Origin of the sequence: Enterococcus sp. DIV1368b, assembly GCF_050529595.1 — a bacterium.
Taxonomy (GTDB): Bacteria; Bacillota; Bacilli; order Lactobacillales; family Enterococcaceae; genus Enterococcus_B; species Enterococcus_B mundtii.
This window is the reverse complement of record NZ_CP172883.1, coordinates 1,457,281-1,470,835: the sequence shown is the minus strand read 5'-3', so window position 1 is coordinate 1,470,835 and position 13,555 is coordinate 1,457,281. Positions and strand designations below refer to the sequence as shown.

13 protein-coding genes are annotated in these 13,555 nt (G+C 38.7%); 11 read left to right on the top strand and 2 right to left on the bottom strand.

Annotated elements, in window-relative coordinates; genetic code table 11:
• The first annotated feature begins 42 nt into the window (after positions 1 to 42).
• From IGJ19_RS06880 to IGJ19_RS06835, 10 genes are all read left to right on the top strand, one after another.
• Complete coding sequence (locus IGJ19_RS06880; protein WP_142433036.1) at positions 43 to 1,377, top strand: PTS sugar transporter subunit IIC; 1,335 nt, start codon at positions 43 to 45, stop codon at positions 1,375 to 1,377.
• A gap of 12 nt (positions 1,378 to 1,389) precedes the next feature.
• Positions 1,390 to 1,827 carry a DUF3284 domain-containing protein gene (locus IGJ19_RS06875; protein ID WP_430604525.1) on the top strand — a complete coding sequence of 146 codons (438 nt, stop codon included), beginning with the start codon at positions 1,390 to 1,392 and terminating at the stop codon, positions 1,825 to 1,827.
• A 92-nt stretch (positions 1,828 to 1,919) separates the two neighbouring features.
• A complete protein-coding gene (locus tag IGJ19_RS06870; protein WP_430604524.1) occupies positions 1,920 to 4,160 on the top strand; it encodes an alpha-galactosidase in 2,241 nt (746 codons plus the stop codon).
• A gap of 1 nt (position 4,161) precedes the next feature.
• The gene (locus tag IGJ19_RS06865) at positions 4,162 to 6,210 is read left to right on the top strand and encodes a beta-galactosidase (protein ID WP_430604523.1); all 2,049 of its coding nucleotides are present in this window, start codon (positions 4,162 to 4,164) and stop codon (positions 6,208 to 6,210) included.
• An 84-nt stretch (positions 6,211 to 6,294) separates the two neighbouring features.
• Positions 6,295 to 6,588, top strand: coding sequence for an rRNA processing protein (locus tag IGJ19_RS06860; protein WP_071867036.1), 294 nt, complete (start codon positions 6,295 to 6,297; stop codon positions 6,586 to 6,588).
• A 158-nt stretch (positions 6,589 to 6,746) separates the two neighbouring features.
• Complete coding sequence (locus IGJ19_RS06855; protein ID WP_074798987.1) at positions 6,747 to 6,938, top strand: hypothetical protein; 192 nt, start codon at positions 6,747 to 6,749, stop codon at positions 6,936 to 6,938.
• Between the two features lie 32 nt (positions 6,939 to 6,970).
• Entirely contained in the window at positions 6,971 to 7,315 is a 345-nt protein-coding gene (locus IGJ19_RS06850; RefSeq protein WP_065095801.1) for a hypothetical protein, read from the top strand.
• Positions 7,312 to 7,836 (top strand): hypothetical protein, encoded by a 525-nt coding sequence (locus tag IGJ19_RS06845; RefSeq protein ID WP_071867034.1) that lies wholly within the window; start codon positions 7,312 to 7,314, stop codon positions 7,834 to 7,836. Before IGJ19_RS06850 ends, IGJ19_RS06845 begins: the two co-directional genes overlap by 4 nt.
• Positions 7,837 to 7,950: 114 nt before the next feature.
• A complete protein-coding gene (locus tag IGJ19_RS06840; RefSeq protein ID WP_019724600.1) occupies positions 7,951 to 8,895 on the top strand; it encodes an L-lactate dehydrogenase in 945 nt (314 codons plus the stop codon).
• A gap of 115 nt (positions 8,896 to 9,010) precedes the next feature.
• Entirely contained in the window at positions 9,011 to 9,250 is a 240-nt protein-coding gene (locus tag IGJ19_RS06835) for a hypothetical protein (protein WP_237558895.1), read from the top strand.
• A gap of 75 nt (positions 9,251 to 9,325) precedes the next feature.
• Here IGJ19_RS06835 and IGJ19_RS06830 read toward each other — a convergent pair whose 3' ends face one another.
• Positions 9,326 to 9,499: a hypothetical protein gene (locus tag IGJ19_RS06830; RefSeq protein WP_010735481.1), complete on the bottom strand. Its 174-nt coding sequence runs from the start codon at positions 9,497 to 9,499 to the stop codon at positions 9,326 to 9,328.
• 753 nt (positions 9,500 to 10,252) lie between these two features.
• Positions 10,253 to 12,793: a cation-translocating P-type ATPase gene (locus IGJ19_RS06825; protein WP_430604522.1), complete on the bottom strand. Its 2,541-nt coding sequence runs from the start codon at positions 12,791 to 12,793 to the stop codon at positions 10,253 to 10,255.
• A gap of 261 nt (positions 12,794 to 13,054) precedes the next feature.
• Here IGJ19_RS06825 and IGJ19_RS06820 point away from each other — a divergent pair, with 261 nt between their 5' ends.
• Positions 13,055 to 13,543: a GNAT family N-acetyltransferase gene (locus IGJ19_RS06820; RefSeq protein WP_430604521.1), complete on the top strand. Its 489-nt coding sequence runs from the start codon at positions 13,055 to 13,057 to the stop codon at positions 13,541 to 13,543.
• Positions 13,544 to 13,555: the final 12 nt, after the last annotated feature.

Here is a 13,555-nt window from a genome sequence, read left to right as displayed (position 1 = left end):
AAGTAAACGTTTGCACATATTAAATAAAAGGAGTTATCACACATGAAATTTGTCGATAAATTAGCTGAAAAAATGGTGCCCGCTGCAACGCTGATCGCAAATAACAAATATCTACTCAGTCTCCGAGATGGTTTTATGATGGCTTTTCCTGCAACAATGTTTGCTTCCATCATGATCATTATCCAAAATTTGCCAACAACGTTTGGCTTCGCTACTTTTCTACCGGAAACATTCAATACCTTTTTAAATGAGTTTTTTGGTCCGGTAGGCAATGCGACAATGAGTATTTCAGCACTTTTTATTGTATTTGGGATCGGTTATCAATTGGCAGGGCACTACAAACAACCACAAATCTTTGCTGGTGCCATTTCACTTTCTTGTTTCATCATGCTGTTACCGTTTGGGAGCGATGAAACAATGGGAACGTTTATTCCTTTATCGAAACTAGGTGCTGAAGGGATGTTCGTGGGTATCTTGACAGCGATCGTCGCTACAGAAATCTATAGTCGGATCAGTCGCTCAGGGTTTACGATCAAGATGCCAGAATCTGTACCGCCGATGATTGCTGAATCTTTCGTGGCCATCATTCCTGGAGCTGCTCCTTTGTTTTTATTCAACATCATCCGCTATTTATTTACTTTTACCACATGGGGCAATGCGGTCGATTTCGTTTATCAGATGTTGCAACAACCTTTGATGGGACTTGGTGGAACTTTACCCGCTGTATTGATCGCTGTTTTCTTTACGCAACTTTTCTGGTGGTTCGGTATCCACGGCACGTTAGTCGTCAATGCAGTGATTGATCCAATCATGGGTGCTTTAGCAATTGAAAACTTTGAAGCATATAAAAATGGCGCAGAACAGTTGCCACATATCATCAACACGACCTTTATGGGCGTTTTCGTCAATCAAGGAATGCAACTTGGTATTTCGATCACAATGGCATTCTTTATCGCTCGCTCAATCCGTATGAAGAAGACGATGAAAACGATCATTGCGCCAGCGATTTTTAATGTATCAGAACCAATGACTTTTGGCCTGCCCGTCGTGTTGAACCCAGTGGCATTCATTCCTTGGATTTTAGCGCCACTAGCTTCTACCACGATTTCATACTTTGCGATTTACTTTGGCTTAGTTCCTCGTCCAATCGGGGCAACGGTAGTCTGGACGACGCCGATTTTACTGTCAGGTTGGTTAGGAACTGGTTCGATCACCGGCGCACTTTTACAAATCGTGACTGTAGTTGTGATGACACTGATCTGGGTGCCTTTCTTAGTTGCAATGGACCGTGAATATTTGAAGGAAGAACGCCAACAAGTGAAACAAGAAAAAGAAAACCAACTGATGGATGGAAAAATCACCATAGAAGAACAGTAGGGAGTGAACCCCATGCGGATCGATACATTGAACTACCGAAAGAAAATACCGACACACCCCGCACATTTTTACCAAATACTACTGGAAGAACAATTAAGCTATTTTCACAGCAAGGACTCTTCGATTACCGAGCTGACAGAAGGAGCAGCCGTCACGACTGCGCTTCGAACAAAACTCGGGCAAGCGACTGTCGAAAGCACGATGACGATCCAACGTTTAGTCAAAGATGAACTACTTGAAATGACTACTGATTACTCCGGTGGAAAAATCATTCAAACCTACCAACTGAAACGTCAAGATGAGCAGGAGTTCACGTTGCATTATTCTGAAAGAAATGAACTGATTGATGCCAAAACGCAGCTGAGTTTGCTTTTTGTCTTGCCATTTTATAAATTCTTTTACAATCGGCAGTTAGCTAAAAGAGTCAATTATTTGATACAAAAGCTCTGATTTCTCCACAAACAAGGAATGGAGGAACAAAACGTCGTTCTCTTCATTCCTTGTTTGTTTTACTAACTAAAAATTAAGAGGTGTTGCCTTCCATGATTGAACAATTAAACAATCGCATATTTCACATGAATAATTCGCAAGTTAGCTTTATTCTCCATATCATGCAAAATGGACAGATCGAGCAAATCTATTACGGAAAATCTTTACATGGTTTATCTGTCGAAGAAATCGACTACTTGGTCACAGATCAAAATAAATCTGCTGGAACAGTCAAGTTTTTTGAAGATGACCCTAACTTTACCTTGACCGATCATCCACAAGCATATCCTGTGTATGGTTCTTCTGATTTCAAAGAAGGAGCGATCGAACTTTCAAGTAACCAAACGCCTTACTACACCGATTTTCGCTTTGTCGAAGCAACGACTAAAAAAGGCAAGAAACGAAACTTAAAGTGTCCGGCTGCTTATGGGAAAGAGGAAGAAACGGAAACACTCTCTTTGCGATTAGTGGATCAGGAACGTCAGTTGGAGCTGATACTTCATTACACATTATTTTGCGATTCCACCGCCATCGTTCAAAGTCAGACGCTGATCAATCAATCTGAGGCAGATTTACAGATCCATCGCATGCTTTCAGGCGTCTTGAATCTTTCTACCAAAGCGTATGATTTCACTCATTTTTCAGGTGCTTGGTTAAAAGAACGACATGAAAAGAAGCGGCCGCTTGAACAAGGAGTCGTAGCGATTGGGTCACTAAAAGGTGCAAGTAGCCATCAGCATAATCCCTTTATCCGGCTGGAACATCAAAATTCAACGCTTGATCAAGGAGAGGTCTATGGGATGAATCTCGTTTATTCCGGCAATTTTCTCGCTCAAGCAGAAGTGGATGAATGGGATAAAACGCGAGTGATGATCGGTATCCATCCGACACAATTTACTTGGACATTAGCGCCTAAGGGAAGCTTTACGACACCCGAAGCAGTCTTGATGTATAGCGCTGCAGGTACGAATGGTCTTGCAACACAATTTACGCATTTTATCGAAAACTATTTGATTGATCGTCAATGGAAAAACACGCCAAGACCAATCGTGTTCAATAACTGGGAAGCAACGTATTTTGATTTTACCGAAGAAAAACTCTTGTCGCTTGCGACCATTGGAAAAAAATTAGGAATGGAATGTTTTGTCTTAGACGATGGCTGGTTTGGCAAACGAAACAACGATCGGTCCTCGTTAGGTGACTGGACGCCTGATAAGCAAAAATTCCCACACGGATTGGCTGCCTTTGCAACAAAGCTCAAAAATATGGGCCTTCAATTCGGCATGTGGTTCGAACCTGAAATGATCTCTCCTGATAGTCATTTATTGGAAAAACATCCTGATTGGGTAGTGAGACATCCCTATTCACGTATCTCGGTGGGACGTGGGCAATATGTGCTTGATTTTGCGAATCCGGCGATTGTTGAAGGGATCTATGAGCAAATGGCAAAGATCATTGAAGAAACAAATTTAACTTATATCAAGTGGGATATGAACCGCAATATCACTGAAGCCTATTCCGCTTATTTAGAAAAACAAGGGATGCATCAACAGGAGTTTTTCCATCGCTATGTCCAAGGCGTCTACACGCTTTACGGTAAATTATTGACCAGCTATCCTGATCTTTTGATTGAAGGTTGTGCTGGCGGGGGAGGGAGATATGATTTAGGTATATTATTTTATAGTCCGCAAATCTGGCCTAGTGATACTAGTGATGGGTTGGAACGATTAAGTATTCTTAGCGGAACATTAGCAGGATATCCCCTTTCTAGCTTTAGTAATCATGTCTCTGCTTCTCCGAACCACCAAGTGTTACGTGACACTTCCTTAGCATTCCGCCAAGATGTGGCGATGTTTGGCCCTTTAGGCTACGAATTAGACCTATTGGCTTTGACAGAAGATGAAATACAACAGATCAGTGACCGGATCACTTTTTACAAAGCCCATCGTCATTTGCTGACTCATGGGGAATTTCTCCAGATTTTGCCAAATCATCCTGCTGATAATGAAATTTGCTGGGGTGTTTTTAGTCACGATCGGTCAGAGGCAATCATTGGTTATTATCAAAAATCGGCACGTGCCAATCCAGCCGCAAAGGCATATTTACCACTTCCAGAATGCCTGAATAAGGATAGTTATTATCAAATCAATCAAAAAGAAACGATTAGCGGTCATTTCCTGATGAATGTCGGTCTGAAAAAACCACGTTTGTTCAATGGAGTGAATCATACCACTTACCAACTTGCAGGAGACTGTCAATCATTCATCTATCATCTTGTAGAAAGGAGGAAATGAAGTGAAGACTTATAATGACACACGTTTACTCCATGGTGGGGATTATAATCCGGAACAATGGTTGAATCACCCTGAAATCTTGAAAAAAGATTTTGAGTTGATGGATAAAGCACATGTCAATACCGTAACTGTAGGGATCTTTTCATGGAGTACATTAGAACCAGAAGAAGGGGTTTATCACTTTGAGTGGTTAGATAAAGTATTTGAAGAGATGCACAAACGTCAAGGACGTGTGATTTTAGCCACACCAAGTGGTGGACGCCCTCAATGGTTGAGTGAAAAATATCCAGAAGTGAATCGAACGAATGCACAAGGACAAAAGCATCATCATGGCTTTCGCCATAACCATTGTTACACATCAACTGTTTATCGGGAAAAAGTCCAGCAAATCAATCGCCGTTTAGCTGAACGATATGGTGACCATCCGGCATTATTGCTGTGGCATATCAGTAATGAATACTCCGGAGAATGCTACTGTCCACTTTGTGCAGCCAAATGGCGTGAGTGGGTCAAAACGAAATATCAAACCTTAGAAGCAGTGAATGACGCTTGGTGGATGACATTTTGGAGTAATGATTATTCCAGTTGGTCACAAGTTGTGCCACCTTCACCTCTTGGAGAACATAAAGTGCATGGCATGGATCTAGACTGGAAACGATTTGTGACAGATCGAACGATCGATTTCTTTTTACATGAAATCGAACCGATTAGAGAAATCACACCAGCTATTCCAGTAACGACTAATTTTATGGCAGAAGGCCATGACCAGCATGACTTTATTCCCCTGGAAGGACTTGATTATTCTCGATTTGCAGAAGTTGTTGATATCGTCAGTTGGGATAGCTACCCCGACTGGCATAACCCGTACGAACCTTTACATGTGACCGCCATGAAATCAGCTTACGTCCACGATCAATATCGTTCATTGAAGAAACAACCGTTTCTCGTGATGGAATCGACGCCTAGTTACGTGAATTGGCACGCATTCAACAAGGCGAAGAAGCCAGGAATGCACCTGCTAAGTGGGATGCAACAACTGGCACATGGGTCAGATAGCACACTCTATTTTCAATGGCGGCAATCACTAGGAAATTCCGAAAAATTCCACGGGGCAGTAGTTGAACATGACAATTCAGAAAACAATCGAGTCTTCCAAGAAGTAGCGGCTTACGGAAAACGATTAGACACTTTGTCTTCGATCAAAGGTACACAAACAGAGGCAAAAGTCGCTATTTTATTTGACTGGGAAAGCAATTGGGCATTAAAAAGAGGCGGTGGTTTTGGTCGTCCAACTCGTCGTTATATCCAAACACTACAAGAACATTACCGATTCTTTTGGGAAAGAGATATAGCTGTTGATATTTTGACGCCAAATCAAGACTTCTCTAATTATGCCTTAGTCGTTGCACCAATGCTCTATTTGATGCGTGAAGAAACGATGGTCAAACTCTCAGAATATGTGACAAAAGGTGGCACCTTGATTGGTAGCTATTTTACCGGAATGGTCAATGAACATGATCGGTTACATCTTGGAGAATGGCCACAAGTTTTGCAAACACTTTTTGGTGTCTTGCCAAAAGAGCTTGATACGCTTTATCCAGGAGAACACAATCAAATCCTTTACAAGGAACAAACATATCAAACAAAAGACTACTGTGGCATCGTCAACGAAACGACAGGGAAGGTGAGAGCTACTTACAAACAAGATTTTTATGCTGAAACGCCAGCTCTAGTTGAAAATCAATTAGGCGAGGGAACTGCTTATTACTTAGCAGCTCGTACCGATCTCGATTTTCTAGAAGTGTTTTACCAGCCAATCATCGAAAAATTACAGTTGCAGCAAGGAATCGTTAAGAGTTCAAATCCAAAAATTTCGATTCAATCGCGAACCGATGGGACACACTGCTATTACTTTCTAATGAATTTTTCTGAGGAGAGGCAACAGCTTGAGTTGCTTGATCCTTACTTGGCTATCGAAACAAATCAAACGCTTACTGGTATCCAAACGTTTGCACCTTACGAAGTGAAAATTCTAAGGAAAGAAAATTAATACGAATGTTCCCGCCTTTATGTTTTGACAGTTATTTTATTCTTGTTGTAGGATAGAGACAGAGCAACAAGGAGGACGAGAAACATGACAAATTATGATGGAGAAAAAGAAAAACGTTTAAGAGGTTCCATGGCGCCTAAAACAGATGATGAAGTTGCGTTAGCTGGAACTAATTCAGGTGAAACAACAGATAAAGAAGAGGCGTTAGCTGGAACCAACTCCGGTGAAGAAAAAGAAGTCGCGATGTCTGGTTCAAACGCAGTGGAAGAAGAGTCCGAGCATCCAACAAAAAAACATCATTTGAAGGATGAACTAGAAGAAGTGGTAGAAGAAGCGAAAGAAAAATTTGACGCTTTTAAAACGAAACACAAAGAATAAGTAAAAAAAGAACTTGTATCCGCGTGAGCCATGTTGAAGGCTTACAGATGCAAGTTCTTTTCTATTTTTTCAAAATAAGCAAAAAAAAGTTTTTTTAAAATCATCCTTTCATTATAAACTATGATTGCTTATTGTATGTCTAAAGGAGGTGAAAAATAGTGATTGGTCAAACAGACATGATTCAATTAATCACAAAATATTTTGTCAATAACACATCTATGATCATTGGTATCACAAGTTTTGTTATTGTTTTATGTGTTTTTATTTCTGTAAAAATGGTCGCACAACCAAAAATGGGGAAACCATCTAAACAAGCACTTGCCAAAAGTCGGTATAAAAAGACTAAGTAAGTACTGGAGCAAAGAAGAGTAGGGGGAAAAAAATGGGAATGTACTGGGTTTTAACATTTATTGCGCAACAACAGGAAAATTTTCCATCAGCTAGTCAAGCAGGTAAGCTTGCTGCCTTTCTTATGTCATTTATTATTCAGTTTGGCTTTTCTGGCTTTTTCACGGTTTACTTACTTGTCGTGATTATTTGGCAAATATTCAAATATATAAAAAGGGTGACTCGTAAAGACCGCAGACACTTCAAAAAAGAAGTTGCGGCTTCTTACAAAGTCCAAGAAGAAAGAGTTAAGAGCAATATAGAAAAAGAAAAGGCCAGAGCGAGTAGACAAAGAGATGTCTTTGAGCCATGGCATCAGAATGAGGAGCAAGAAGATTGAGGGATTTTATTTTGTATCAGTTGCATCGATTATTCAATACAAATACATATCGGGAAATGCTATTCCAACGAATCAACGAAGCCATCTATTCGACTTATCATGCTACAAACTATCCCAAGTATACTGGTGAAAATGAAATGGAACGGTTAGCTAACAAACTCAAGCGCAGTGAAAGAAGAAAAAACTGGTTCCCTAAACTTGGTGATCCACTCTATAAAAAACCTTCTTCAAGAATTTATGTCGAAGATCTACAACTAAAAATTTCTCCTATTCGTTTGGAAGGAGTTCCTAATCTTAGTCATATCTCACGACAATTCAGTACCAGTTCCTTACCTAAGGAACACCAAGCTTATCAAACAGCAAAACCTGAACCTATGCCTTTACAATCAAAAGTTACAAACCTTTCACCGCAAATGAGCGCTTCCGCAAAAACAAAGAATCCATCAATTAATGACTTGTCCACTTCTCGTAAAGAAATACCAAGAGTGAGAAGAACCCAATCCGATCATGGACGTTATTGATTTTCTATAAAAAATTATTATAGTATATATAATTTCTATATTATTGAAAAATGGTAGTAATCGATTTATAATTTTCATGAAAATAACAAAGAACGGATGAAAGGTGTGTTAGACATGAAAAAAACAAGTCGTAAAGTTGTAATCGTAGGTACAGGATTTGTCGGTACAAGTATTGCTTATGCGATGATCAATCAAGGTGTTGCCAATGAACTTGTCTTAATCGATGTCAACCAAGAAAAAGCAGAAGGAGAAGCTTTAGACTTACTAGATGGAATGGCATGGGGCGAAAAGAACGTTTCCGTGTGGTCTGGCACGTATGAAGAATGTAAAGATGCAAATCTAGTGATCTTAACTGCTGGCGTGAACCAAAAACCTGGTCAAACTCGCTTAGATCTAGTGAAAACAAATGCAGCGATCACTCGTCAAATCGTTAAAGAAGTCATGGCTTCAGGTTTTGATGGTATCTTCGTTGTTGCTTCAAACCCAGTCGATATTTTAACTTACTTAACATGGCAAGAATCCGGCTTACCAGCTTCAAGAGTGGTAGGAACTGGAACAACTTTAGATACAACTCGTTTCAGAAAAGAAATTGCTTTGAAACTTGCAGTTGATCCACGTAGTGTACACGGTTATATCTTAGGTGAGCATGGGGATTCAGAAGTAGCTGCTTGGTCACATACTACAGTCGGTGGTAAACCAATCATGGAATACGTTGAGAAAGATCATCGTTTAGAAGAAAATGATTTAACAGTACTTGCTGACAAAGTAAAAAATGCAGCTTATGAAATCATTGACCGTAAAAAAGCAACTTATTACGGTATCGGTATGAGTACGACTCGAATCGTCAAAGCCATCCTAAATAATGAACAAGCTGTACTACCAGTTTCAGCTTACTTAAATGGCGAGTATGGTGAAGAAGATATCTTTACTGGTGTGCCATCGATCGTTGATGAAAATGGGGTAAGAGAAATCATTGACCTATCGATCACACCTCAAGAAAAAGCAATGTTCCATCAATCAGTCAGTGAATTAAAAGCCGTACTTGATACTGTACGCTAACATCAGCAATGAAATAAACAAAAAACGGGAAAATCGGGAAATAGCAAACTATCATTTCCGATTATTCCCGTTTTTTTTGATGATAGAAGAGTATATAGAAAAGAAAGGAGAATTTATGGGTATAGCTATTGTTAATGAAAAAATAATGCCTTTGGTTGGTATTGCACTATTATTATGGTTTATGATTCTCAGTTTATTGCTTGTATCTTTACTATGGAAGAATAAGAAAGCAACGTACAGCTGGGATAAAAAAGGAGCCAAGGTCGTTCCGTTAGTTCTTGCGGTTGTTTTACATATTCTATTTGGCGTATTTATCGGGATTATTTTTTATCATATTTCTGTGATCCGTTTTTAGTGAATTATAGGAACATTTGAATGGAGAAGAGGGCAGTCGTAGATAGAGAAAAAAGAGTCTATAGAGCTTAGACTCTTACAATTTGTTGAATTTATCAACGATTTTTTTCTTCTCCATTGCGATTTTTTCTAAGTCTAAAATCGCTTTCTTTGCACGCATCAGCTCGATCATTTCAATCATATCTTGTTCATTGGCTTCATTTAATATGTACTGTTTGATTTTTTCTTTCTCTAGTTTAACAATTTTCATTTTTTATCACCTCAGTTATTATTCTATAGATAACATATCACATTAAACTTGGCCTAAGAGAACCAAAAAAGTGATTTTCGAGGAAAATAAGGAACTTAAATAGCTAAGTTATTTAAAGTAATAATAATAGAAAAAGATCGTTAAATTGATCGTTAAATTGATCGTTAAGATACGATTCATGAATAAACATATGGAATTAGCAAAACATACTATTAGAACGACTGATATAAATTAGTTGATGATAAATACATAAATTAAAGAAGTCATAAAAAATTCTTGAAACCAACTTAAATCTGATGACAGAAGTCAATCTGATATTTTGTAGATTGTAGGAATATAGATTTAAAATCATTGGTTTCTAGTAAATGGATAATGAATAACTAGCTAGAGAAAACAAATCAAGTGCAAAATAATTTTAAAATTTTGCAGAAGAGTCAAAATTGGTTTTAATGGTAAAAATCAGATTAATTCAGGTTGATAATGGTTCATACTTCATTTGAATCTACTTTGTATAATATATATTATGTAAACTAGAATAAATGAAAAATGATTACCTTTATAATTCCTCGTTCTAACCTCTTATACTAGTCATAAATTCCCATAATTCTCTAGTTTTTTTGTTATCTGTATTTATTTTTATCATTTGCGCTTTTTTAAGTCATTTTAAGAAAAGTTCGTCCGTAGCTTCGGGAAAAATAAACTACAGACGAACAAAATTAAACTTAACTAAGAGAAAATCATTCAGTTAATTCTTTAAAACAGATGTGTCCATTTTTTCACTTCGATATAGGCTACTGGAATAAAAGATAAACCAAGAACCCATAGCCAGTTGGAAAGTCCAATCGTAACAAATCCAAATATATGTTGTGTCAGAGGGATTGTCACTAATAAGACAATAATCAATGCACCAATTGCTGTAGTTAAGACTAACAATGGATTGCCAAAAAATTTTAATCGTAAAATAGATACTTCACTGCGACAATTATACATATGGCTGATCGTGGATAACCCTAGGACAATAAATGTCATTGTTTCAGCAATCGCTACTGATTGTGTACGACCAATAACTATAGCCAATAATGTTACGACGGTAAACACAACAGAGATTTCAAGGATCTTAAAGGTCAATCCTTGTGAAAAAATACTGTCGTATTTATGGATCGGTTGTTTTTCCATATTTTTTTCCTCTGCAGGTTCGACACTTAAACTAAAACCAGGGATGCCATCTGCGACTACTTTGATGATCAACAATTGGATTGCTGTGACTGGCGCGCCCCAACCTAAGATCAGAGAAATCAATACGATCGTTAAAGCTGAAATATTACAACCTAACATGGCATATAGAGATTTACGGATATTTTGATACACTCTTCGCCCCTCTTCTATCGCTTGGACGATCGTTGCAAAATGATCATCTACTAAAACCATGTCAGAAGCTTCCTTCGCCACTTCCGTTCCACTCCCCATAGCAATGCCGACGTCCGCTGCTTTTAATGCCGGAGCGTCGTTCACTCCGTCCCCCGTCATGGCGACGATTTCGTCATTTTGTTGAAAAGCTTTAACGATTCGTATCTTGTCCTCAGGTGACGTTCGAGCAAACACTCGATACCTATCGATCGTTTCGGCTAACTGTTTATCACTCATTCTTTTCAGTTCTGCCCCTGTCATTGCCCGGTCTCCTTCTCCCATTATCCCTACTTCTTTAGCAATACGTGAAGCTGTTAATAAATGATCGCCAGTGATCATAACGGTTTTAATTCCTGCTTTTTTGGCTACTTCCACCGCTTTTGCTGCTTCTTTTCTCGCTGGATCGATGATGCCGATAAAGCCGGCAAATATCAGCTCCTCCTCTAATTCTTCCTCTGGTAGTTCTTCGATTGATTGTTGGAATACCTTGTAAGCTACCCCTAATACACGGTACGCTTGATCAGCAAGTTGATCATGTTCTGCTTGATAATCTTCGCTTAGATTCACCAAGTGTAGTCGATCGAATGCTCCTTTTGTGACTGATAGATATTCTTTTCCAATACGATAGACCACAGTCATACGTTTTCTTTTTGAATCAAAGGGCAATTCTTTGATTTTTTTCAAATCAGAAAGAGATTCCTGTAATTCCTTCTCTGAAAAGCGATTATTTACAGCTTTTTGAATCGCTAACTCCGTGGGGTTGCTCCCTCCTTCGTTCTCAGAAAACGCACTCGCAAGATAAAACAGCAAAAGTAGATTTTTTTCCTTGTCTTTAGTGAAGTCTAAAAGAGTAGGTATTTCTATTAATGGAGCGATTTTTTTCACAGACATTTTGTTTTCAGTGATCGTACCGGTTTTATCTGAGCAAATCACAGAAACGCCACCTACTGTTTCAACCGTTGATGGTGTCCGAACAATGGTTTTCTTAACTGCCATATTCCCCATACCTACAGCTAGAGAAATGGTTACGACAACAGGTAATACTTCTGGTATTGCTGCAACTGCCATTGAAATTGCATTCATGATACTTGATTCTAGGCTCAAACCTTTTACTAAACCAATTACAATTGCCAAGAAACCAGCAGTGATTGCGACTAGCCCTAGCACTTTACCCAGTCTTTGCATTTTGATTTGCAGTGGTGCGACAAGCGTTCCTTCATTCGTGATCAAATGAGAGATTTTTCCGATTTCTGTAGCATTGCCAGTTTTTTCAACTAAGACTGTCGCTTTACCTGTCACGACTAATGCACCAGAAAATACTAGATCTTTACGATCACTCAATCCTTCATTATCAGTAGGTTGATAAGAAGCGTCTTTTTCACTCGGTTCACTTTCTCCAGTCAAAAATGATTCGTCAACAAAGAAATTAGTACTTGTAATTACTTTCGCATCGGCAGGGACACGATCACCCAATTTAAGTTGTACGATATCACCAGGAACGATCTCAGAGCTGTTGATTTCTTTAACGGAACTTTCTCTCAAGACACAGCTAGTTGGCGTACTCATTTTTTTCAGTTGATCCATTGATTTTTCCGCACTTTTTTGTTGCCGTATCGATAAATAAAGATTTAATAGGACAATTGAAAAGATGACAATTGGTTCTGTAAAATCGTCCGGATGTGTTTGATAAGCAATAAACGTAGATAGTCCTGTGGCAACAAGTAAAATCAAAATCGTGATATCTTTCATTGCTTCTTTGAAATAAACAATAAAAGATTTAGTTGACTGAGTGTCAATCGAGTTTACACCGTAGTATTCTAATCGATCGTTTGCTTCTTGTTCCGTTAATCCTTTTTGTCTATCTGTCTGTAAGTTTTCTATTTTCATTCTGCCTATTCCCTCCCAAAACAAAAAGGAGCCAGGCAAACGAACCATTAAAGCCTACGGTTCGTTTGTCTGACTCCTACAAGATCGTTCCGGCGAACGCTCTTAAGTCATAAATTTTTTATGAAGTTATTATTTCACAGTTCAAGCAATGGGTCAAGGGAGAAGTTGATAAAAGAATGTCCCTCTGAGTACAAAGTAAATTGACCCTTCCGTTCATTTGTATTACGATAAATAAACACGATAGAAAAGGAGCCTTATCCGATGCTGATCCGAGAAATCAAACCACAAGATGATCCAATCATCAAAGAAATTATTCAAACTTCCCTAGAATCACTCGATTTAGCGATTGAAGGAACTGCCTATTTCGACCCACAATTAGACCATTTAACAGACTACTACCATGCTCTCCCCTGTGCTGCTTATTGGGTGGTGGAATTAGAAAATAAAGTAGTTGGCGGAATCGGTATTGCCCCTTTTGACGCGCAAAAGCAGATATGTGAATTACAAAAATTGTACTTAGCCCCAGAAGCAAAAGGTTTAGGAATTGCCAACCAATTGATGGAAACAGCATTGTCTTATGCCACTCAACATTACCGTCAATGCTATTTAGAAACGATGCATTTATTAAAGCCTGCTTGTAAACTGTATGAAAAGTTCGGCTTTCACTTGATAGCTGATCCACTAGCAGGTTCTGAACACTCGACGATGGACGCTTGGTATATTAAAGAGTTAAAAAAAGACGGCGAATAAGGAAATTTTTCT